General features: G+C 38.8%; 22 protein-coding genes. 2 read left to right on the top strand and 20 right to left on the bottom strand.

The window, feature by feature from the left end:
* Nucleotides 1–268: 268 nt before the first annotated feature.
* The 4 genes from IGI46_RS24385 to IGI46_RS24370 form a co-directional block, all read right to left on the bottom strand.
* Nucleotides 269–2,254, bottom strand: a complete 1,986-nt coding sequence (locus tag IGI46_RS24385) for an ABC transporter permease (protein ID WP_429965320.1) — start codon at nucleotides 2,252–2,254, stop codon at nucleotides 269–271.
* Between the two features lies 1 nt (nucleotide 2,255).
* A complete protein-coding gene (locus IGI46_RS24380; RefSeq protein ID WP_207704929.1) occupies nucleotides 2,256–3,017 on the bottom strand; it encodes an ABC transporter ATP-binding protein in 762 nt (253 codons plus the stop codon).
* A gap of 91 nt (nucleotides 3,018–3,108) precedes the next feature.
* Nucleotides 3,109–4,101, bottom strand: a complete 993-nt coding sequence (locus IGI46_RS24375) for a sensor histidine kinase (protein ID WP_207704930.1) — start codon at nucleotides 4,099–4,101, stop codon at nucleotides 3,109–3,111.
* Between the two features lie 3 nt (nucleotides 4,102–4,104).
* Nucleotides 4,105–4,779 carry a response regulator transcription factor gene (locus IGI46_RS24370; RefSeq protein WP_429965321.1) on the bottom strand — a complete coding sequence of 225 codons (675 nt, stop codon included), beginning with the start codon at nucleotides 4,777–4,779 and terminating at the stop codon, nucleotides 4,105–4,107.
* Between the two features lie 180 nt (nucleotides 4,780–4,959).
* Between IGI46_RS24370 and IGI46_RS24365 the strand changes: the two genes are divergently transcribed.
* Nucleotides 4,960–5,175 carry a hypothetical protein gene (locus IGI46_RS24365; RefSeq protein ID WP_207704932.1) on the top strand — a complete coding sequence of 72 codons (216 nt, stop codon included), beginning with the start codon at nucleotides 4,960–4,962 and terminating at the stop codon, nucleotides 5,173–5,175.
* 158 nt (nucleotides 5,176–5,333) lie between these two features.
* On the opposite strand, the gene IGI46_RS24360 is transcribed toward IGI46_RS24365, so the two are convergent.
* The 15 genes from IGI46_RS24360 to IGI46_RS24290 all read right to left on the bottom strand — a co-directional run bounded on the left by IGI46_RS24360 (nucleotide 5,334) and on the right by IGI46_RS24290 (nucleotide 22,216).
* Nucleotides 5,334–6,251 (bottom strand): tyrosine-type recombinase/integrase, encoded by a 918-nt coding sequence (locus IGI46_RS24360; RefSeq protein ID WP_429965322.1) that lies wholly within the window; start codon nucleotides 6,249–6,251, stop codon nucleotides 5,334–5,336.
* A 367-nt stretch (nucleotides 6,252–6,618) separates the two neighbouring features.
* Entirely contained in the window at nucleotides 6,619–8,214 is a 1,596-nt protein-coding gene (locus IGI46_RS24355; protein WP_429974452.1) for an ABC transporter, read from the bottom strand.
* Nucleotides 8,211–8,948: an ABC transporter ATP-binding protein gene (locus IGI46_RS24350; RefSeq protein WP_207704935.1), complete on the bottom strand. Its 738-nt coding sequence runs from the start codon at nucleotides 8,946–8,948 to the stop codon at nucleotides 8,211–8,213. The genes IGI46_RS24355 and IGI46_RS24350 overlap by 4 nt, the downstream gene beginning before the upstream one ends.
* A gap of 127 nt (nucleotides 8,949–9,075) precedes the next feature.
* Entirely contained in the window at nucleotides 9,076–10,818 is a 1,743-nt protein-coding gene (locus IGI46_RS24345) for a carbon starvation CstA family protein (protein WP_429965324.1), read from the bottom strand.
* A 198-nt stretch (nucleotides 10,819–11,016) separates the two neighbouring features.
* Nucleotides 11,017–11,694 (bottom strand): hypothetical protein, encoded by a 678-nt coding sequence (locus IGI46_RS24340; RefSeq protein WP_429965325.1) that lies wholly within the window; start codon nucleotides 11,692–11,694, stop codon nucleotides 11,017–11,019.
* A 12-nt stretch (nucleotides 11,695–11,706) separates the two neighbouring features.
* Nucleotides 11,707–12,825: an NAD(P)-dependent alcohol dehydrogenase gene (locus IGI46_RS24335; protein ID WP_429965326.1), complete on the bottom strand. Its 1,119-nt coding sequence runs from the start codon at nucleotides 12,823–12,825 to the stop codon at nucleotides 11,707–11,709.
* A gap of 18 nt (nucleotides 12,826–12,843) precedes the next feature.
* Complete coding sequence (gene buk / locus IGI46_RS24330; RefSeq protein WP_429965327.1) at nucleotides 12,844–13,908, bottom strand: butyrate kinase; 1,065 nt, start codon at nucleotides 13,906–13,908, stop codon at nucleotides 12,844–12,846.
* Nucleotides 13,909–13,912: 4 nt separating this feature from the next.
* The gene (locus IGI46_RS24325; RefSeq protein WP_429965328.1) at nucleotides 13,913–14,803 is read right to left on the bottom strand and encodes a phosphate acyltransferase; all 891 of its coding nucleotides are present in this window, start codon (nucleotides 14,801–14,803) and stop codon (nucleotides 13,913–13,915) included.
* Nucleotides 14,804–14,813: 10 nt separating this feature from the next.
* Nucleotides 14,814–16,154 (bottom strand): aldehyde dehydrogenase family protein, encoded by a 1,341-nt coding sequence (locus IGI46_RS24320; RefSeq protein WP_429974451.1) that lies wholly within the window; start codon nucleotides 16,152–16,154, stop codon nucleotides 14,814–14,816.
* A 145-nt stretch (nucleotides 16,155–16,299) separates the two neighbouring features.
* A complete protein-coding gene (locus IGI46_RS24315; protein ID WP_207704942.1) occupies nucleotides 16,300–16,878 on the bottom strand; it encodes a TetR/AcrR family transcriptional regulator in 579 nt (192 codons plus the stop codon).
* Nucleotides 16,879–17,132: 254 nt separating this feature from the next.
* Entirely contained in the window at nucleotides 17,133–17,990 is an 858-nt protein-coding gene (locus tag IGI46_RS24310) for an AraC family transcriptional regulator (RefSeq protein WP_429965330.1), read from the bottom strand.
* Between the two features lie 86 nt (nucleotides 17,991–18,076).
* Nucleotides 18,077–19,228, bottom strand: a complete 1,152-nt coding sequence (locus IGI46_RS24305; RefSeq protein WP_429965331.1) for a pyridoxal phosphate-dependent aminotransferase — start codon at nucleotides 19,226–19,228, stop codon at nucleotides 18,077–18,079.
* Nucleotides 19,229–19,245: 17 nt separating this feature from the next.
* Entirely contained in the window at nucleotides 19,246–19,968 is a 723-nt protein-coding gene (locus IGI46_RS24300; RefSeq protein WP_207704945.1) for an amino acid ABC transporter ATP-binding protein, read from the bottom strand.
* Nucleotides 19,961–21,415: an ABC transporter substrate-binding protein/permease gene (locus IGI46_RS24295; RefSeq protein ID WP_429965332.1), complete on the bottom strand. Its 1,455-nt coding sequence runs from the start codon at nucleotides 21,413–21,415 to the stop codon at nucleotides 19,961–19,963. The genes IGI46_RS24300 and IGI46_RS24295 overlap by 8 nt, the downstream gene beginning before the upstream one ends.
* Nucleotides 21,416–21,616: 201 nt before the next feature.
* Nucleotides 21,617–22,216 carry a hypothetical protein gene (locus IGI46_RS24290; RefSeq protein WP_429965333.1) on the bottom strand — a complete coding sequence of 200 codons (600 nt, stop codon included), beginning with the start codon at nucleotides 22,214–22,216 and terminating at the stop codon, nucleotides 21,617–21,619.
* A gap of 203 nt (nucleotides 22,217–22,419) precedes the next feature.
* On the opposite strand from IGI46_RS24290, the gene IGI46_RS24285 reads away from it, so the two are divergent.
* Nucleotides 22,420–23,514, top strand: coding sequence for an iron-containing alcohol dehydrogenase family protein (locus tag IGI46_RS24285; RefSeq protein ID WP_429974450.1), 1,095 nt, complete (start codon nucleotides 22,420–22,422; stop codon nucleotides 23,512–23,514).
* Nucleotides 23,515–23,638: 124 nt separating this feature from the next.
* Here IGI46_RS24285 and IGI46_RS24280 read toward each other — a convergent pair whose 3' ends face one another.
* On the bottom strand, nucleotides 23,639–23,764 hold the full coding sequence (locus IGI46_RS24280) for a hypothetical protein (RefSeq protein WP_429965335.1): 126 nt from the start codon (nucleotides 23,762–23,764) through the stop codon (nucleotides 23,639–23,641).
* Between the last annotated feature and the right edge of the window lie 16 nt (nucleotides 23,765–23,780).

Raw genomic sequence — 23,780 nt, 5'->3', positions numbered from 1 at the left:
CCTAATATCTTCTGAGCAACTTTTTGATAAGGTTTTCAATGAGTAATCAAAGTGAATAATTTTAGACAATTGCCCTTTTTATTTTATTTTTTTCACATTCTTTCATCATCAAAATACTTCCATTGACTAATCTTTTTGAAAAATGTTTCAATTAAATTGGTATGGTTGTGAGGACATAGTGAACGTGAACAATAGAGTCGATCGATCAAAAGGAATAAAAAAAAGAAGCGCCATCGCTATAATAGCTCTGGGCTCTCCTTTTTTATCTTTAGGTTTCTCGTTCAACGATTTGATAGTAACTGCGGGCAGTTAATTGGTACACAATGAAGTAAAGAATGGCGAAAATGAGTACCACTGCTATAGTGACAATTAGGAAAATATGCCAGTTCATTAAACCGAACAGAATCAGCAGCTTCTGAATAATTGGAAAAGCAAAAGCTAAATGAATCACCGCAACAACCAAGGGGAATAAAAAGACTGCTAACACTTGGCTTTGAATGACCTTCTTCACATCTGTATGACTCATACCTACCTTTTGCAGGATTTCAAATCTTAACTGGTCATCCATACCTTCTGATATTTGCTTATAGTAGATAATTAACGCAGTAGCCAAAGTAAAAGTTACCCCGAAAATCATTCCTAAAAAGAAGAATCCGCTAGAAAACGTTTTGTTCGAAAGCGCATACTCATCCTTGGAAGAAAGTTGGTAGGATTCCGTATCAAATTGCTGGGAATACTTCTTTGCCAAGGTTGCAGCGAAGTCTAAACGTTTGCTTTCTGAAGCAGCAATATCGAATGATAGAGAATATGTTGGAATTCTTAAGTGCTCATCGCCAGAAGCAACGGCTAAACGATCAATCAGCTGATCCATTTTTGCTTGGTCCTTTAATACAATTAGAAAAACATCACTTAGATTGTTCTGCTTACGTATACCAATAAATTCATCAATCACTTTTTTTATCTTAAAGTCTTCTCCCTCTAATGAGAGTCGATTGCCGATGATGTCGCCGCTTTCAGCGAAAACAACTAACTCATTTTCCGCAAGCTGCACATTCTCATTTGATAGACGATTGTACTCCTGTAAGGTGACAAAGGAAATAATTGCCGCTTTGGTCATATCATCCACCGTCAAATTCATTTTTAAGTCAAATTGATTTCCTTTTCCCTCACGCATGAAGGCCACTGAATCTGAAATTTGAAGGACTTGAAAATTTTTCAAGGTAAGTCCTTGTTCTTTAGCTAAATCCTTTGCCGTCTGCTCCATCTGATCTGTAGGAACCGAGGCACTCACACTGATATCATGCGTGTACCGCGACTCGACCATATCTTTTCCACCAAAAAAAAGACTCCCCGTTGTTGCCATCGTAACCAAAACCATAGTGGATAAAATACAAATACTTGCTAAACCTGCTGCATTTTGCTTCATACGATAAATCATATTGGATACCGAAATAAAATGATTCGGTTTATAATAATAATTTTTTCGCTTCTTCAAACTCTTAAGCAAAGTGATACTGCCGGAAATAAATAGACTATAGGTTCCTACAATAACTAAGATAACTGCAATAAAAAAATAGATTAGCGCATCGACTGGTGATTCAATCAATAAAGCAATTGCGTAACCTGTAAATAAACAAATCAATCCTAGAATTGAAAGAAACCAACGACTCTTAGGTTCCTTTTCACCCGATTTGCTGCTGTGTAATAAATCAATCGGGTTGGTCCGTCGAATTTGCAAACAGTTGATTAGAAATAAAAATAGAAAAATGAGTACAAATAAACCGACAGTTATTGTTAAGCCATCAAAGGTTAGCTGGAAAACAAAAGCCTCGCCTACACCCAACATTTTCTTTAAAATCAAAAACCCTAGTTTGCCAAAAATTATCCCACTAATAATACCGGAAATTAAAACAATCACAAAGCTCAACAGATTTTCCCAAAACATTAAACAATATAATTCGCGTTTTCCGAGACCTAAAACATTGTAAAGGCCAATTTCTTTCTTGCGCTGTTTTAATAAAAAGCTGTTGGTGTAAATCGAGAAAATCACCGAGAAAATCATCAGAATTATGTTGCCCAAACGGAACATAATCATCGCACTATAGCTGTCCGGCAGCTTTCTCATCCCAGGATTGTTTACAATTACTTGTGTCATGGTAGTCACAGCCACCAAAAAGATCATTGAGATCAGAAATGGTAAGTAGGCTCGATGGTTTTTTCTCAAATTATTAAGGGCTAACTTTATATAAAACATGTTACCCCTCCTTTGACAACAGAGCTGTCATAGTTTCGTTGATCGTTTCTAAAAATTGAAAGTTTTTCCGTTGTCCACGATACAACTGATGAAAAACCTGCCCATCTTTAATAAAGAGCACACGATCAGCATGGCTAGCAGCGATTGAACTATGAGTAACCATCAAAATTGTTTGCCCATTCTGATTGATTTGTTGAAAAATTTGCAGCAGCTGATCCGAGGTTTTTGAATCTAACGCACCTGTTGGCTCATCAGCTAGCAACAATTCTGGCTCGGTAATAATTGCTCGTGCGACGGCGACTCGCTGCTTTTGCCCGCCAGAAAGCTCATAAGGATATTTTTCTAACAGCTGATAGATTCCTAATGATTTAGCTATTGGCGCTAAGCGTTTTTCCATTTCTCCAACCTTTACTTGTGATAATACAAGTGGTAGTAAGATGTTGTCTCGAGCTGAAAAAGTATCTAACAAATTGAAATCTTGAAAGACAAACCCTAAGTGATCTCGACGAAAAGCTGCAGCATTTTTTTCTTTAATTTTCGTTAAATCCATCGCGTTTAATGTCATTGTCCCTGCTGTTGGTTTGTCCAGTGTTGCCACTAGATTCAATAGCGTACTTTTACCAGAACCAGATTCTCCCATGATTGCTACATATTCACCTGAATCAACACTAAAATTGATGGAACGGAGTGCTTCAACGGATAGTCCATTCATTTGGCTTTGATAAACCTTTCGTACATCTTTCACATATAATAATTCATTCATAATCTCTCCTCCTCTCCTCTATCATATGGCTCATAGCCCTCCAGAACCACTTACAAAAAGAAACCCAAACTTACAGTTCTGAAAGTTTGGGTTAGTTCATAGGCCTTCTCTTAGGAAAGAAAATAGAAACCGTGGTTCCTTGACCAATTGTAGACTCAATGGCAAGTCGACAACCAATTTTTTGAGCAATCTGTCGACTTAAATACAGTCCTAACCCACTTGCTCGTTGCTGTTCACGGCCATTGTAGCCAGTATATCCCTTCTCGAAAACACGTGGTAGATCTTCTGAGCGAATCCCTATGCCAGTATCCTGAATAATTAACTGATTGTCGATAAAACTGATTGTAATTTTTCCATCGATGGTATATTTGATAGCATTAAACAAAAGCTGTTCCAAAATAAAAATCAACCACTTCTTGTCGGATAGCACGGTTCCACCTTCCAGTTGTTTCAATTCCAACTGAAGATTTTTCTGGGAGAAGAAAAAGGCATACTTCCGCAAAACCTCCTTAACGACTGTATCAATCGACAATTCTTCAATCATCAAATCCTGATTATCCAGGTTTTGTCGCAAATAATTTAACATCATCTGCAGATATTCGTTTACTTTGAACAATTCCGCCTTCATTTGCTGAGGATTGCTGTTACCTGATTGTATTAATAAGTCTAAAGCAGCAACCGGTGTCTTTATCTGATGCATCCACAGACCGAAGTCATCGAATATTTCCTGCTTGGCTTTTTGACCTTTTGATCTTTCTATATTGGTTTCTGCCAAAAGCTGACGAATGATTTCTTGATAGTACACTTCAGCTTGAGTATCTGCTCGCGGAAAAAGTGCCTTTGCCTCTGATTGCACTAGATTTTCGGTTAGAATTTTTAATTGGGCTTGTCTTCGCGCATATCGATAAAAGGATACTAGACTATACACGCCTAACAGAAAGACGGTAAACAGAAAGCTATCCCAAAAGGCTTGCAAAGGCAAACTATATAGATAGAAGGTAAATACTGCCAAGCCAATAATTAACAAATAAAGTAAGTACAATACCCGCCTTTCATAAAAGAAAGGAACGATTAATTTTTTCATTCATTATTCCTCAATTAGATAGCCTTTATTTTTGACTGTTTGGATCACATCAGTTAACCCAGCTGCTGCAAGTTTTTTGCGTAGACGCGTAATATTCACCGCTAATGTATTATTATCAATAAATTCATCATTTTGCCACAACAGCTCAATAATTTGCTCCCTGGGCACGATTTGTCCGCGATGCTGACACAATAGTTGCAAAATTCGCGATTCATTTGGAGAAACCGGAACTGTGGTTAATTCATTTTTCAATAAATTTTCAGTAGGATGAAATTGAAAACCTTGCAGCTGATAAATTGTTTCTTGATGTCCGTACTCATAGCTTCGCCTTAAAAGCGCTTGAATTTTTGCTACAAGCAAGGATAGATCAAAAGGTTTCGCTATGAAATCATCAGCACCCATTGACATTGCCATAATCTGATTCATTTTTTCCTCCGCTGAAGACAAGAAAATGATTGGAACTTCGGAAAACTTACGAATTTCCTGACACCAGTGAAAGCCGTTAAAATACGGCAACGAAATATCCATAACGATTAAATCCGGTTTAGCCTGCTTCACTTCCTGACTTACCTGTTGAAAATTCTCAGGAGCTTTACATTCGTAACCCCATTGCTGTAAATGCTCCTGTACAACCTTCACGATCGTAGGATCATCTTCTACTAAAAATAGTTTCGTCATTCACTCACTCCTTATTTTTACTATTATACTAAAATAGCTGAGTGGTTAGGAGTTTTTTCGTAAAATGAAGCCATTTTTCACGAAACTATTTTTTTGAATAAGCAGATTTCTTGTAACTTTTTCTCTTTCGTATTATTACTGTATATAGAGGTAAGTAAATTCGGAAGGAATGATTCAATTATGTCAGAACAACCAATTGGAAACATGGAAAATGCACACGATCCAAAGAAACTAGGTCTACCAAAACCCGTCATCGTTACTTTATTAGATGGTGAAGTCATTGAAGGAACTTTGATTGCTGTTCATCCTAAACGAATGGATGTTGAATTGTCCGACAAACGAGTAATCAGTGTATTCAAGCACGCAATCAAATATTTTGAACATCCTGAAGGATAAACAGAAGAAAGTACCTAAAGCTTGTCGACTTAACAGGCTTTAGGCACTTTTTTTGGAGTATTGTTTCAAACGTATTTCTGATAAATTTACCAAAGCAATTCGGAGGATTTTTGCTGACTTATAAAAAATATCTCTACAACCATGCTTAACTGTACTAGTTATCTATTCCGGCTGTCCATTTCAAAGTAAGTATGACTAATGTTTCTCTCCGTCCACAGATTATTGTCCTTTTTAAAAACAAACTTGCCAGTTGCTGCTGTCTTCAGTTCCTTCAGTATTTGATAAGTGAACTCCGTTAAAGGAAGCTCACTAAGATCAGGCTTCGTTACCGGTTCAATAGCGACATCTTGATATGTATTTTTATTTAGCAAAATCAGTCGCTGGTCAAAATCTATGTCTTTCCACTGCAGAGACAAAATTTTACTTAACTGGAGTCTAGTTTCCTGCATGAGGCATAAAGCAGCCTTTAGTTGATAGCTATCGCTTTCTGGCACCCCTGTCAGCACACCCTCTTTTAAGAAATAAGTAAAAAATTCCTTTTGGTTCGGCCGAGCAATGTAAGTGTAAGGGTTATACCGTAGCAACCCTTCTCGAACTGCTTTCGCCATTCCTCTGTTTACTAACCAGGCTGCCTCGTGGGCAAGCTTCTTTCCTCGATTGTCAGCAAACATATCTTCAGTCATTTCTTTGATTGTCTCATGTGTAATCATACTAATAGGCATTTCACCAAAGGCAGGAAGAATAAAGCTGGCCAAAAGCATTCTATATTTTTCAAGTGTACGTTCACTCTTCGTTTGACGTTCAGCAACTAGGAAAAGAATAAACCATTTCTCACAACTATAAACCTTCGTTAATGGTGACGGCTGATTGGGTAAGTCTCCCACAAAGCGATGGGTTCGTTTAAAATCTTCTTCAAGCTTCAACATAGATACTAAACGATTCTCAAGCGCCTCCTCCCTTGTCTCACCATAAACAGAGCGATATTTCTTTTCGCCGTTTATGTCTTTGGCAATCGCAAAACGAGCTTCCCAACGACCATCCTTTCTTAAGTAGATATTATCTCCTACACGTGGCATTTTTTCTTCTCCTCCATATCAATAAATTCGTTCAGATAACTAAAAACATCTTGATTTGCTTATTTTACTATATTTCACCTAAAATGTTTAGATAAATAATCTTTGAAGAATTGATTGTGACCAAAATATTGATATCATAGGGAGATGTAAAATAAAAATTAGGTTTACACAAATGAGTAATGACTATCATTAAATTTTTTTTATAATCTGATGCCTTCTGCCAATTGATCCAGTTTTCCCTTTTTAAGCGGTCCACCGAATAAGGTAATTCAATAGAAAGCTAGCTATATTTTTCAAGAATATTCTTCAACTCAATAAAAAAGATAGCAGATATCTCTACAGACTATCCGCTATCTTACACCTTTTCTTAATCTGACAGCTTATTCCAAAAATAAGTCTGTTTATTTTTCAAATACAAACTGCTAATCACTGCTATCAGTAAGAAAACGCCCCCGTTTAACAGCCATGGATTGATTTGGAACATCACTGCCGCCACGTAAGCAGCAATAACAATACCACCCAAGATCATCACACCAAAAATCCAAAAAACTAAGGCAAAATTTCCACTTCCGCGAGTGAACAGCTCGCTGATATTGTTCCAAGTTAAATTCAACAACTGATAATCACGAATAAAGAAATGCAGCGAAATTAAAATCGTACCTAGAATGACCCCTGCCATCATGGATAACAATAGTAAAAACGGCAAACGAAAAACCAGTCCTGCCAATAATCCAACTACTCCTGTGATGATGATTTGTACTGTACAGGCAAACCAAAATTTAATCCGCATATAGCTTTTAAAAGATAACGGCAATGAACGGATAAACAAAAAGTTTTCCCGATCTAAAGAAATAATCGAGCTAACAAAAGAGGTCTGGTTGATTGTCATGCCTGCTACAAAAATTCCGACTACAAAAAATACACCAAAAAATTGTAAAGACAGACCTTTAAAAGAAAAATCGCCAGTCGTCATAAACGTGATAAAAAACACGATGGGCATGATTAACGAAGATGAAAGCATCTGCATCACTAAGTTTGGGTTTTTGATCAACTGGATGTTGTAGCCTCGCATCAATTGAACTAGATTCTGATTCTCTTTACGTTTCCGTTTTTTATTTCTACCCTCTTGTGGGGTATCATTAACCGATTGATACAATTTTGGTACAATAGATTTTCTTAAAATGAAGAAAATGATCACTAAACAAACAACGAGACCCAGCACACTTAACAAACCTGCAGCTGAAAATGGTGCAGTAACCGCATAAAAGAACGGCATAAAAGGTGCTAGGGCTGTTTTATCAACAAATTCGCCACTGTAGCTCGTGTTGGTTTGAGAAAAATTAATTAGTAAAATCCCACCAATTGATACGACCATTGACAGCACCAGCATTCCAGTGGTAAAGGTCTTTTTGTGACGTGCGAACAGTTTCGTTTGAGTTAAGCCGAAAATAAACAAGCTACATAAGCCAAACAGCAATAAGACAAACGCCACAAACAATAGCAAGCTGGAAAGAATTGCCACTAGAATCATTTGTCCACTGCGCCAAGCAGCTAGAAAGAACACTACCGCTAAAGGAAGCAAGAAAGGTACGATGGTTAATCCCACCACTAAAAATTTCGATAAGAAAACCTCTCCCTGTCGAAAAGGCATCGAGAGATAATTTTCTAAATCACGACTCTCAAAAAAAACATTGAAAATTGCTGACATTGCTTGAGAAAAACCAATCAAACCGAATAGTGCCATGTAATAAGTGAAATAACCTGGAAACTTAGAAAAATCAATCATGAACATAATGCCTACGTAAACAACGAGAAAAATGATTCCTGAAAAAATATAAGAACTTAAGACTCCACGAATCAGTTTTTTCCCAGTCTTCCCTTTTTTACGTGATTGATTGGTTGCTGAAGGATTCACATATAAGATATTCGTTCGCATCAACGCTTTTAATTGCTGAAGCTTCATACCTCTGCCTCCTGCTCTTGGGCTTGTCGTCCGGCCATTTTCAAGTAAACACTTTCTAAAGATTCATTTGGATAATCCTGTAATAACGCATCAACCGAGCCATTATAGATCAATTCACCTTTCTTAAGAATTGCTAATTCGTCACAAAGCTGCTGCGCAGTATCTAAAACATGAGTAGAAAAAATGACCGTTTTCCCTTTAGCTGCATGCTGTTTCATCATTTCCTTCAAATCAAATGCAGCCTGAGGATCCAATCCTTGCAATGGTTCATCCAAGATCCAAATGTCTGGATCTGGTAGCAATGCACCAATAATAATCGCTTTTTGCCGCATTCCATGGGAAAAGCTTTCTAACGTCTCATCCACATGACTTTGCATATCAAACAGTCCAATTAATTCTTGTAAACGTGCTTCTTCACCACTCAATTCGTAAGCTGCCCGAATCAAATCCCAGTATTCGTTAGCGGTTAGCTGCAAAAACAAATCCGGAGTATCTGGAACATAAGCAATTTTTTTCTTGATATCTAACCGGTTTTCTTTTAAATCCATACCGTCAAAACGAATCGTTCCAGTAGTGGGTTCGATGATACTAACTAAACTTTTAATAGTCGTAGATTTTCCAGCACCATTGTGGCCTAAAAAGCCAAAAATTTCACCATTTTTAATTGACAACGTCAAATTATTTAAAGCTGCTTTTTTTCCATACATTTTGGTTACATCGATTAATTCAATCATCCTGTCACTCCTTTTTTTCTACTATACGTGAAAACCATTTGTCTGACAATGTCTCTTCTGATTTACAATAGAAAAATCGTCTTAATTCCCTGCTTGGTTGCCAGGCTTTTAAGACGATCTTTCATTTTTATTCGGTAACGACTTTTTTCTTCGTCTTTTCACCTGTTTGGAAAAGTGCCTGCAAACATTTAGTTGCCACCATAATTCCTAATCCAAGCAATAAGAAAGCAAAAATCAGCTGCAAACCATCTGACAAGAAAACAAACTGACCTGCCGCAGGGGTTGCTGGAATAGTAACTAAGAAGTGAGTAGCATTTACCAGTTTAGTTACTAGTCCATAAATCGACATGCCTAAAGCCGTGAAGGTAACAGCCAACATAATCCCCATCGGAATATAGAACATGACACCCGATTTTTTCGAGGTTTTCATGTAAACAGCTACTGCAATCATTACCATTGCGGCCAATAACTGATTGGCTGAGCCAAATAGTGGCCAAACACTGTTGTATCCTCCTAAAGCTAAAACAAATCCAGCAGCTAAAGTTACAACTGTTGCCATATATTTATTAGTCAATAGCTTAGCAAGTCCTTTTTCTTTGCCCTCTTCAGAGAAAAATTCCTGTAAAGACATGCGGCCAATTCGAGCCACTGAGTCTAATGAAGTCAAAGCTAAGGCAGAAACACACATAGTCATAAAGCACTGAGCGACCTGAACAGGTAAACCAAACCTAGTTAAAAAGCCCGCTACTGAGCTAGAAAAAATTTGAAATGGTGTTCCTTGTGGTAATTGCCCATTCTGTGCCACTGCTCCTGCTACAACTAGAGCAACAACTGCTAACACACACTCACACATCATCGCCCCAAAACTAATAGGACGCATGTCTTTTTCATTGCGAACTTGCTTAGAAGAAGTCCCTGAAGAAACCAGACTATGGAACCCAGAAACCGCTCCGCAGGCTACAGTAATAAACAACATTGGAAACAAATATTTCACATTACCAGTTGCATCTACAACCGCAAAACCATTAAAAGCATTCAAATCCATCGCTGGATGTTCTACCAGCAAGCCCAATACTGCCGCTATAATCATACCTAACAGCATATAGGTACTCAAAAAATCTCGTGGTGCCATCAACAGCCACATAGGCATAACCGACGCCAAGAATAAATAAGCAAATACAATTAACAACCATGTTTGCTTACTCGCAAAAATTGGAAAAGCAATTCCTAAGGCTAAGGTGCCTAACAATACAACGATTCCGAATATATGCATCACTGCACCCTTCATGTGAACCTTCTTCATTACAAAGCCCACTAAAATCGCAGCGATAATAAACAACATAGAAATTGATGCTGCTGAAGCATTCGCAGTGTTTACACTTTCGGCAACTTCAGGGGTAAAGCCATTAAAAGTAGTCGCCACAATATCACCAAAGGCTGCAATGACTAATAAAGCAAACAGCCAGCAAAACAACAAGAATAGTTTCTTTCCGACCTTACCAATGTATTTTTCAATGATCAGTCCAATTGACTTGCCATCATTTTTTACTGAAGCGTACAACGCACCAAAATCATGGACAGCTCCAAAGAAAATACCGCCAAACAAAATCCACAAGAAGGCTGGCACCCAGCCAAACATCGCGGCGATAATCGGTCCAGTAACCGGTCCTGCTCCAGTAATCGAGGAAAATTGATGACTGAATACAACAAACGCCGGTTCTGGAACATAGTCCTCACCATCTTCCAATCTGATTGCTGGAGTAACTGCTTTAGGGTCAATACCCCATTTTTTCTCAAGCCATTTGGAATAGCCGACATATGCGACGATAAAACAAATAATTGCAACTAACAAAATCATGACACCGCTCATTCGCTCACCCACTCTAATTTTATTTTAATTTATGCCATATGTTCCCACATTTAAATTAGAATGTAAAGAGAATTGCTGAAATTTTCTGATAACTCTGTCTGTTTTTCATAAAACAACCAGTCAATTGAATTCACAAAAAAATAGGCGGCTCGCTGTTAACGATCCGTCTATCCTTTCTCTCCCCAGAGAGTATTTTATTTACGCAAGCTCTTCTTCTTCTGTAATTTTTGCTGGCTCACTGCCTTTTTTCGCGGCAAATGACAAGATTATTCCTAAAGCGATGGAGCTAAATGCCGCCACTGCTACACGAATATCTTCCGGCAACAAGAACACAATCGAATGAACTGGAATCCAAAAGAAAATACCAACTTTCAACCAGTTAAAGGTGACAAAGGTTCCCCAATCAATCCTATTGATTAACCCTTTGAACGTTACATTTTCACGATTATACTTGCTCTCAATCCATAAATCCGCCAATCGATGAAATGTATTCATTGCTGGAGCAAACGTCAAATTCATAATACTACTTCCAAAAATGGCCTGTGCAACAGGTACCTCAAAGAATGGTAATAGATGTCCTGCTTGGGCTTGACCCGCACCACCCATAAAAACAGGAAACACTAGAGTAACCATACAGCCAATGATTCCCCAAACCAATGCACTCCATGCAGTTTTTGAAGATAGTAAATACTCCCCTGAAACAATTCGCTTTCCTAAAACATCGCCCATCGTAGCCAAGATCGCAAATTTGATAAACCCGCTAATGTAATGGTGAGCATTACTCGCACTCAAAATCATTTCCCGCGTACTTGGTACAAGGAACAATGTCAGTGCAATTAAAAACAGCAGGGCCCAAATAATATCTCCCTTTTTCAATGTAATACCCTCCTAGCTTGGCGGTTGATATGATTTATCCATCACCACAACTGCTTTAATAACATCTCCGCCTAATGAGTCAGCTTCTGCTTGGTTAATGTCCTCAAAATCATAGTATTTTACAAACTGATCAAATGGAAACTCACCACGTTTATAGAATTCAATCAAGTTTGGCAAGTGGAATTTAGCAATCGTATCACCAATTAGGACACCACGTATTTTTTTATTACCAAAAACTAAATCAAAGAAAGTATTCACTTCAAAATTATTTTTGGTTACAGCTAACGGAACAAAGGTCCCTGAATTCGTTAATGAATGCATCGCTTGCGTCATAATTGGAGGTACACCGGTTGTGTCAATCGAATAGTCCACTCCGGATCCACCAGTTACTTCCATAATGTAATCTTGAGCACTGGAGTCCTTACTGTTGAACGTATGACTAGCCCCTAATTCTTTCGCTTTATCCAAACGAGCATCATTAATGTCCATCGCAATAATTGGGTAGCAACCTGCAATTTTTGCCGCCATAACTGCCGCAAACCCTACTGCACCAGTTCCGAAAATTGCTACACTTTCACCTACTTTTGGTTTTAAAACACTAAGAATCGCACCACTTCCCGTTCCTAATCCGCAACCTAATGGTCCCACTAAACGCAGGTCAACGTCTTTCGACACTTTTACGATATTTGATTCATCCGTTAAACTGTAGGTAGAAAATGAGGATTGGTTAAAGAAGTTATTCACTTCCTGACCGTCTTCTGTATGAAGCACATATTCTCCTCGTGGATTTTTACCAATATTATTCACTGCAAACCAGCGATCACAAGAAGATGGGTGACCTTCTGCACAATGTTTACATTCTCCACAATAAGCGTAGGATAAAATAACGTGGTCGCCAACCTCAACTGAAGTCACTGCGTCACCTACTTGTTCTACAATTCCTGAGCCTTCGTGTCCTAAAATATTAGGAAATTCCAAACTATTGCCATTTCTTTCACCATAATCTGAGCGACATAACCCAGAAGCGACTATTTTGACTAAAACATCTTTGGCACCCACATCGGCTAATTCCACCTCAGTAATTTCATATGGTGCACCTTTTTCTTTTACTAACGCTGCTTTGATTTTCATTGAGTTGAGCTCCTCTCATTAATTATATCGGAATTGTTGCGCTGTTTCTTGACCTAATGCGACCCGTTCTGCGCCTTTAGATAAGGCAATCATTTCATGTTCACCGGCAACTTCCACCAGTGGTGCAATAAAACCTACCCTTTTTTCTACTTCACTAACTACCAGCTTGGAATGTGCAACTCCGCCAGTTAGTATAATCCGATCCACTTGGCCATTAGTCACTGTCGCTAATCCGCCAATGCCTTTAGCTATCTGATAAATGAAAGCATCATACACAACCTTTAGTGCCTCGTCCCCATCAGCTATTCGTGCTTCAATCTCCCTAGCATCACTTGTTCCAGCATAAGACTTTAGTCCACCCTCGCGCTTGTACAACCGCATCATTTCTTTTTCGGTTTTCTCATAGCATAAGGAAATGATATGCTTCAATGGTACGCCGCCGGTCCGTTCAGTTGAGAAGGGCCCTTCATCATCAGAAATAGAGTCAATCATGCGTCCCTTATGATGAATACTGATGGAATTACCTCCACCTAAATGGGCAACAATCAGGGTGGCTTCGTTATAATCTAATCCCTCTTCCCGTGCAACCTTCATGGCAACCGCACGCATATTCAATGCATGGCCAATACTTTTGCGTTCAATTCCTTCTAGTCCAGAAATTCTGGCAATATCCTCGAATTGGTCGACAGAAACTGGATCATAAATCAATGCAATCGTTTTCTCATTGCCCTTCAGCTTGATTTCGTTCGCTAAAATGGCACCTAAATTGGATGGATGTTCTACAGTCGTTACGTGTTTCAAGTAATGCATCATATCTTCATTTACTTCAAAGGCTCCAGCTGACACAGGCGGTAAAATACCCCCTCGTCCCACCACGGCATCCAGTTCTTTCGGATCAATCTTTCTCTCTTCCATGAAGCTTAAAAGAATGTCCCGGCGAAAATCAATTTGATCAATTGGCCGCTGGAAATGCTGGAGTTCCTCGGTAGTATGAGAAATACTTTGTTCTTCAATGATTTCTCCATCTACATAGTAAGAAACTTTGGTGGAGGTTGAACCCGGATTAATTGCTAAGATTTTCATCTACTCACCCTTTACTGCAATACATTGCAACTAATATGGAATACGCTTTTTCTTCTTCAGTGGAGCCGCGGGAAGTCATCACGATAGGAACTTGAGCTCCCATAATAATTCCTGCCATTTTGGCACCTGCTAAAATCGTCAAGCTTTTCCCTAATACATTCATTGTGGTAATGTCTGGACCTACAACAATATCGGCATCTCCAGCAACTGGACTGTCATAGTGCTTAATTTCAGCAACTTCTTTGCTTAACGAAAGGTCTAAAGAAATGGGTCCATCAATAAAGCAGGAATCTGGTTCCTCTTTTTGAAACTCTTCCATGATCTCTTGTGCTTCAATCGTGGCTGGCACTTTTGGATTGACAACTTCTGCTGCTGCCAACAAACCAACTTTTGGTTTTTCAACTCCGATTTTATTCATGACTTCAATTCCATGCCTAATCAGTACCTTTTTTTCTTCTTTGCTCGGTGCCAATACCATACCACCATCAGTTGTAAGAAGCAGCTTATGGTAAGCAGGAATTTCATTTAAAGCAATGTGACTTAATAACCCACTTTTGGCAATCCCTTTTTCCTTATTCACAATCGCTTTTAAGAATGGACGTGTTTGAATGTGCCCCTTCATTAGAAAGTCGATTTTCCCTTCTTTAACAAGCTCAACGCCTTTTTCGGCACAGGCATCTTCTCCGTCAGCATCGATAACTGTAGCAGAATATCCTAGTTTTTCTAGGATATCTGCAATCGTAGCTTTGGGCCCGATTAAAACAGGATCAAGATATTTCTGAACCTTTGGATTGAAGACCGATTGAATGGTTACTTCATCACTAGCATTTACAACACCAATGCGAATCTTTTGATCACTAGAGAAATTGGCTAACAATTCATCAAATTTCTTCATTTAACTCACCTTAATCCCATGGGGAACCGGTATCTGTCGGTTCAACAGGCATGGCAACGCGAGAAACATTAATCAAGTGCTTATAATTTAAATTTTCGGAAATAATATTGTTGCCCCAAGAACCGCAGCCTAAGGAAACTGTTGGGTTTAAGCCATTGGCTGGTGAACCACCCGCGTCAATAGTTGGCTGATTAATTACAACCCTGCTGACTGGTAACTTTTCACCTGCATAAACCATATGCTCTTTTGTATGAGTGAATACTCCTGCTGAGTGACCAGCTCCTTCTAATAGAAGGTTTTCTTTAGCATAAGCCACTGCTTCTTCAAATGTGTCGTAGCCTTTCAATGCTAAAACGGGCAACATTTTTTCTTTACAGAAGAGTTCTGCTTCACCAACTTTATCTACTCGAACAGCAATAATTTGCGAACCATCTGGAATGGAAATACCAGCTGCTTTTGCGATTACGTCTGGGTCTTGACCAATCATATCTGGGTTTGCGCGGCCTTCTGGGAAGATTGTTTCTCTCAATTTAGCCAAGTCACCCTCATCGGTAATAACCGCTGCTTGTTTGCTCTCTAATGCTTTGAAAACTTCTGCTTCTTTTTCCATTGGATAAATTAAGCTCTGCTGACAAGCACATACAATTCCATTATCAAAGGAACGCCCAATCACTGTTAATTCCGCTGCTGCATCCACATCAAAATCTCGATCCAGAATAGCTTGTACGTTACCAGGACCAACACCGTAAGCTGGTTTGCCGCTTGAATAAGCTGATTTAACCAAGCCTGGGCCTCCAGTCGCAACAATTAAATCAACGGACTTCATTAACTCCTGAGATTTTTCAATGCTAGGTTCTTCAATTACTTGCAGCAAGTCTCTTGGAGCCCCAACACTAACTAAAGCTTCACGCATTAATTCGATCGTTTCTTTAGTGGTTTTCTTCGAGCGAGGGTGTGGTGAGACAATCATGGCATTTTTCCCTTTAAGTGCCATCAATCCGTTTCCTAATGGTGTGATGGTAGGATTAGTCGTTGGTGTCACTGACCCAATTACCCCAACTGGGTGGCCAACCTCAATTAATCCTTCTTCTGGGATTTCACGTAAAACACCGACGGATGGTTTATTCTTCAAAGCTCCAAAAATGTTCGTCGCCATGCCTTGGTTTTTACCGATTTTGTGATCCAAACGTCCGAGACGGGTTTCTTCGATGGCCAACTTTGCTAAAGGTTCTGCTTGATCGAAAACTGCCTTAGAGATTGCCGAAAGCATTTTGTCTGTTTGAGCTTGATCGTAATCGCTGATTTCCTCCATTGCCGCACGTGCATTTTTTACCATTTCTTCAATTGTCATAGCCCTTAAAACTCCCTTCTTTCATTTAAACATACATCGTTGTATGTTTCTTACAACCTCATCATATTCAGGTTTGGAAGCGCTGTCAACATCGTGAAAAAAGTAACTTGTCCATTATTTAACGATGGACAAGTTACTTTAGCAGTTAAATCATTTTAAATATAAATGAAATATTTTGGCTGATGGTTGAAAGAGTGTAATTATCTTTAACTTCCTGTGGAGTAGCTGAACCATACATACCTTCGAAGTAGTTATAAAATAGACTAGCCAGCGCTTGAGAATCAGCTTGATTTAGTCCCTCCTCAGTTAATCCTTCTAAGAAAAATTGATATAAACGATGTTTGGATTCACGAATTTCCTGCAGCAGCTCTTCAAATTCCGAATGAAGTTCGATTGTTTTTAGCGACTGCTGTAGAAATTTAAAGTTCATACTGTTATTGTAAGGAACAAAAATCACCTCAACGACCTTTTCTCTAAAGGTTAATTCTTCATCTTCCATAATTAGTTGTTTTTCAGCCTGAACTTCATTTAAAATTTCTAAAACCAGCTGATAAAAAAGCTCTGTCTTATTGGCGAAGTGCCAGTAGGCTGCGCCACGGCTTACATGAGCGTCCCTTGAGATCTTTTCCAGTGATGTATTTTCGAAGCCTACCTCATAAAAGTTCTTGAATGCGGCATCCATAAGATCTTGCTTGGTAATCTGACTGTCTTTCTTTCGTGCCATGCCTGTCCTCCTCATTAAAAATAACAAAAGAGATATAATTCAATTTGTTTTACATTTTTCAAAAAAAATGTTTAAAAAATCGAATTTCCAAAAGTTTGTGAAATACATCTCTTTTGCTGTTAATAAAAGTACTTCGTATTTCATGAAAAACCAGCTATTTATTCATTTTATTATACCATGGGACAAAGCGAAAGAGAAAACGCTTTAAGAAAAGAGAAAAATCCAATAGCTTTATTCAGCCATTGGATTCTGCATTAACTTCTTTTCAGTCTTACTGGTAACCAAATTTGAAACTCGGCATCGGCCGGATTATTGTCCAGATAGACTTCCATATCTGGTAGTTCCGCGTATTCAAAGCCTGAAGTTGGCAACCATTCGGTGAACACCTGCTTGCCCAATTCTTGAATAGCATGCGGCATCGCACCTCTTCCTGAGAAAATTGCCCATTTTGCTGCGGGAACTTGATATTGCTTAAACCCCGACGGCACCGCATTTGAAGCAACAGCAATCACATATTCCCACTTCTCTTGCACTGCATCAGTCATCATACTAATCCCCAATATTCCAGGACTGGTAGGATCCATTATTGGAAATAATTCCTCTAGCTTGCCTGAAGCCGAGAATTTATTCCAAAATGCTGGAATTTTTTGTTGATTCTCTTCCATACTTTTTCCAAGCTCCAGCCCTACCCCAGTAACATAAAACGCTTCTTTTTCAACCAATTGATATTCCACTGCGTGCACCCCTTTTACTGTAATTGCGAAGGTCAACATGGGATAACTGGTCAGCTTAGCCCCATCTTTCTTAGCTTCTTGTGGAGTAATTCCATGCACAGTCTTAAAAACACGATTAAATGAAGTAGGTGATTCATAGCCGTATTTAATGGCTACATCGATCACCTTTTTCCCCTGCTGCAAATCCACACCAGCTAAGCTCATTTTTCTGCGACGAATGTATTCTCCTAAAGTCACACCAGCGATGTATGAAAACATCCGCTGATAATGATAGGTAGAGCACTTTGCCAGGCGGGCTGCTTCGTCTAAGTCAATCGTTTCGGTTAACTGTTCCTCCACATAACCAATGCTGTCGTTAAACCAATCTAACCATTCCATTTTTATAGTTTCCTCCGACACTTTTAGTTTAAAGGGAATATCCAAGTGCTTCCTCTTTATTCTTGCACACTTTTACGAGGATTGCATCAAAAAGTCAGTTTTTCTAATCGGTCAAAGGCTTCTTTCAATAATTCTTTTGGTTGAGTTGCAGCTAAACGAATATATTGGTCTCCCACAGTTTCCCCAAAGGCTTTTCCGGGTACAAATAGTACACCACTTTTTTCCAACACGGTTTCTACAAATTCCACAGATCCCAAGCCACTATGACTGATATTAATGAAGGCATACATACTGCCCGCAACTGGTGATAAGGACAAGTAAGGAATTTGAGTCACACGTTTTTCAATGTATTCTAAACGTTCACGGAAAATAGCGACATTTTCTGGTACAATTTCTTGATAATGCTCCAAAGCATACATCCCTGCGTGTTGAGAAACCGTTGGTGCCGAATAAGTGACACTTTCATTAATTAATCCAGCAATGTCGTTAACAAAACCTGGAGCAATCATGTACCCAATCCGCCAACCAGTCATAGCAAAGCCTTTAGACAATCCGCTAATAGTAATAGTATTGTCTGGTGCAAACTTTGCCATAGGAACAAAAATTTCTTTGTAAGCGAAATCTTCATAAATTTCATCAGAGATAATGAATAAATCATTTGTGATTGCCACTTCTGCAATTTCTTTTAAAGTTTCCGGTGAGAAGACGGCACCCGTTGGATTGTTGGGAGAGTTGATAACGATCGCCTTAGTTTTTTCTGTAATTGCCTTTTTTAAATCCGTCACATCTAATTGAAACTGATTTTCTTCATAGGTAGGGACTAAAACTGGGGTTCCTCCAGCTAAAAGCACTTGCTCTTTATAAGGAGAGAAGAAAGGCTCATGAATAACCACTTCATCTCCTGGATCTAAAATGGCTTGCATCACTAAGTACATGGCATGCAATGCCCCGACTGTTGCTCGTATTTGACTTGTCTCAAATGATAGATCGTATTTCTTCTTATAATAGGAAGCAATTGCTTCTAAAAATTCTTTTTTCCCAGCTGGTGAAGTATATTTAGTCGCACCATTCTTTAAATCCTGATACGCTGCATCAATAATCGTTTGATGGGTAATGATATCCGGATCACCAATTGATAAATCAATAATATCTTCTGTTTCTTTAGCTAATACAGCAATTTGCATCAACAAATTTTCGGCCGGTTGTTGAAAACGTTGCGCTAATTTTGTTTGATCCATCCTACTTCCCCCTATTTCTATAAAACTTTATTCAGGAAATCCTGTGTCCGTATATTTTGCGGGTGGTCAAAAATTTCTTCTGGTGTACCTTCTTCCTGGATCACACCATCCGCCATAAAAATTACTCGATCAGCTACCTCTTTCGCAAAACCCATTTCGTGGGTCACTACTACCATGGTCATCCCTTTTTCAGCTAAATCCTGCATGACACTCAGCACTTCTCCAACCATCTCCGGGTCAAGAGCTGAGGTTGGTTCGTCAAACAGCATGACATCTGGATTCATGGCTAACGCTCTAGCGATTGCCACTCGCTGCTGCTGTCCCCCGGATAAACTAGAAGGGTATGCCTTCGCTTTGTCGTTTAATCCAACTTGCTCCAACAGTGATAGAGCTTTTTGCTTAGCCTGCTCCGGGTCTTCCTTTTTAACTTTAATCGGTGTGATTGTTAAATTATCCAAAACACTCATATGTGGAAAAAGGTTGAAGTTTTGGAAAACCATCCCCATTTTCTGTCGTAATTGATCAATGTTTACATCCGCTGATGTAATATTTTGTCCTTCAAACGTAATTTCACCAGAGGTCGGTGTTTCTAATAAATTTAAACAACGTAAAATAGTGCTTTTCCCACTGCCGGAAGGACCGATAATTACGACTACTTCTCCCGTATTGACAGTTAAATTAATTGATTTCAATACTTCATTCTCACCAAAAGTTTTAGTTAAGTTCTTTACATTAATCATTAACCCCTAGTCTCCTTTCTGCCAGTCCTAATAGACGTGAAATACAGAAGGTCATCACAAAGTAAATCAGTGAGACGATCACATAAGGCAAGAATGGCTTAAAGCTGGCACCTTGAACCACACCAGTTTGGAAAATCAATTCCGATACCCCAATCACAGATACTACCGAGGATTCCTTAATGATAGTCACAAATTCATTTCCTAAAGCTGGTAAAATATTTTTAATCGCTTGAGGGAAGACGATATAGCGCATTGCTTCTTTTTGATTCATTCCCAATGAGCGTGCTGCTTCGGTTTGCCCCTTATTCACTGCATTAATTCCGGCCCGAACAATTTCTGCAACATAAGCTCCACTATTTAATGAAACAGCGATACAACCTGCAACTAGTTTGGATAAATCTAAGCCTAATACGCCAGTTCCAAAGTACACAATAAAAATTTGAACTAACAGTGGCGTGCCACGAACATATTCAATATAGGCAATGGCTAAAAAGCGTAGAATCTTGTTTTTACTTAATTTCATCAATGCCAACAAGCTGCCGACAATCATCCCAAATAATACTCCCACGAAAGCTAATAAAATAGTGTATTTAGCACCCGTTAGATAGTAAGGTAAGTACTTCTGGAAAAAGGTTTGGTCCTCCTGGAACATTAATTTATTGGCGTCTTTTAAATAGCCATCAAGCAAATTTTGGTCATTAATCTCAGCAATAGATTCATTGACGTGCTGCTTCAACACAGGAGTATTCTTCGAAAGCGCAATGGCCGTAACCTTTTCTCCTTGCTCAAACTCAACTGGAGCAATAGCTACATTATCACTTTGCTGCACATAGGCCTCTGCAATCGGTTCTTCTAAAACTACTGCATCAATTTTCTGGTTAATCAGGTTGTTAATCAAATCGGGTACTTTTTGTAAAGAAGTAACCTCTGATCCAGTCATTTCATTCTTAGCCAGATCTTCTTGTGTTGTTTGCTTTTGAGCACCGACAGGTACACCATTAAAATCAGCTGTTGATTTGAACTTATTGGCATCATCTTTTCGTACTAAAACCTTTTGTTTTACGATGTAATACGGGTCAGAAAAATCTACTTCCTTCAGACGTTCTTCCGTAATCGACATCCCTGAAATAACCATATCGATTTTACCAGTTTTCAAGGCTCCTAAAAGAGCATCAAAACCTAATTCTTCAACTTTTAATTTTACACCCATGTCCTTGGCGATTTTTTCTGCAATCGAGATATCAAAACCGACAATTTTATCCTTGCCGTCAACCTCTGCATGAAATTCATAAGGACCGTAGTCTGCTGACAACCCAACGACTAGCTCCCCGCTTTGTTGAATCCGTTCATAAATCGGATCTGTTTCTTCTGCTTGTGCTGATACAAATGGAAAAATACTTGCCAGTAACATAAGTATCGCTAAGAAGGCTGTTGCTTTTTGTTTCATTCTATCCGCTCCCTAATTAATGAATAATAATAATGATATGCTATGATTTAAGAATAAATATGCATCCTTTAATGGATTTATCCTACCACAAGTTAGAGAGTAAGACAATGGGTTTCTTTTTTACTTCTACGCATAAAAAAATGAGAGCCTTTTTATACAATAAGGCTCTCATTGTGAACTATCAATTTTTACTTAATCGATTCAGCGTAGAGCATAGAAACCGATTCCTTCATATTTCCAGCCAACACTTACCAGCATATCTCTTTCGGCACCATTTACTGTAAAATGGTGGGCGCCGGCTTTTGCATTTGGATTATACAACCGATAAATTGGAATTCCATCATCATTTGCGGATGGGAATGACAACATATCATCTTGCCAGCCAGCTTTTATCAGATGATTTTTTTCGTTTACATCTACTGTATAGTGGTGATCTCCTGCATTAGGATTATATACACGGTAAATTGAAAAATCTTCATACTCATTAGGTGAAACCCAAGCCGTTCCTTCGTCTTGCCAGCCTAAAGTAAATAACGTTCTTGATTCAAACATGCTTGGAGTGTAAAGGTGTTCTCCAGAGTTAGGATTGTACATTCTGTAGACAGGATTACCAGCTGGAACCTCTACTGGAGTAGTTGGATCTTCCCCCGGAGTTTCGCTGGGTTCCTCAGTTGGTTCAACAAAGGGTTCTTCAATAGGAACTGGACCTGCAGGTGATTGCATCTCTTCCGCTTGCACAGACCCAGCAACACAAACAGTAAAACCAGCAACCATCAAAAAGCTTAATACCATTTTTTTCATTTTGACGCCTCCTTTTCTACAAATTATTATACCACGAAGTGAAAAAAGCTAGGAATATTTAACTATATTTTAATATTTTTAGCCTTTTTTATATTCATTATGTATAAAAATTGACCGGCACCTTAGAATTATTGCAGTATAGACTTCAAACGAACAAAGGCTTATACTAAAAAGATGAAAATTTGACGAAAGAAGCGGATATTATGGCAACAAACTTGATTGTACGTGGAGCCCCACAAGAATATGAATTGAAAACAGCAGCTTGGCAGGATTTGCCCAAACATTTAGAACGAAGAAATTTAAGAAAAGTTATGATTATTCATGGAGAGACTTCCTGGCAGGCAGTAAAGGGCTATTTCCCGGACTTGTCAGCTTACGAAACTTCCTTCTATTATTATGGAAAGGACTGCACTGATGAAGCCGCTGACCATTTTGCAAAACTTGCGAAAGAGGATCAGGCTGAGGCACTAATTGCAGTTGGTGGCGGAAAAGTCGCTGATCTGACCAAGCTTACAGCTTATCGTTTGAATTTACCTGTCGTTATTTTACCAACTTTAGCTGCTACCTGCGCTGCCTACACTCCCTTAAGTGTTGTTTATAATCATGAAGGGGTGATGTTGCGGTATGATATTTTCCCTAAGGCAACGGATTTAGTTTTGATTGACCCACAGGTTTTATTGGAATCGCCCTATGAACTGATGGTGGCTGGGATTGGTGATACCTTAGCAAAATGGTATGAATCTGATGCTATCATCTCACAATTAGCAGTTAAGCCGATTGAAATTCAAGTAGCGGAATTTGCTGCCAAAAAAAGTCGGGATATACTGCTTGCTGAAAGCAGTGCTGCATTGCAGGCTATGAAAGAAAAGCAATTGAATCAAGCGTTTATCGACATTATCGAAACGAATATTTTATTAGCCGGTATGGTAGGCGGTTTTGGTGATGAATATGGTCGAACCTCTGGTGCTCATTCTATCCACGACGCTTTAACGGTTTTACCTGATTCTCATAAGCAGCTTCATGGAAATAAAGTAGCTTATGGTATCTTAGTTCAATTGATGATTGAACAGAAGGTTTCAGAAATTCGACAGCTGCTGCCCTTCTATCATCAATTAGGACTGCCGACTAATTTACAAGACATGTCACTTGCGTTGACTGAGAAAGATTACCAACAAGTGGCTGAGCGGGCTGCTGCTCCGGATGAAATGATCCATTTTATGAAAGAAACCATTACACCGGAAGTAATCATTCAAGCTATGAGAGATTTGGAAACTTTAACAACTGACGCATGGTCTTAATCCATGCGTTTTTGTTATGAAAAGTTAATTAGACCCCATCGTTATATACTTCAGCACGCTATAGTGGTTATTTGAATTGGTCTATTAATAAAAAAAGAAGAACGCACCTTTTCAGATGCCTCCTTCAAAATAACTTTCCAGTTTTTACGGCATAAATCGTTAACGAAATCAGAATGAATAACGCTAGCATTTCCAGTAAAACATCACTTGATTTCACCTGGTTCCTAGGACCATTCTTTTCTCTCTTCATACACTATTTTGCCTCC

Source organism: Enterococcus sp. AZ163 (assembly GCF_050498925.1).
Taxonomy (GTDB): Bacteria; Bacillota; Bacilli; order Lactobacillales; family Enterococcaceae; genus Enterococcus_A; species Enterococcus_A ferrettii.
This window is presented reverse-complemented; position numbering and strand designations above follow the sequence as displayed.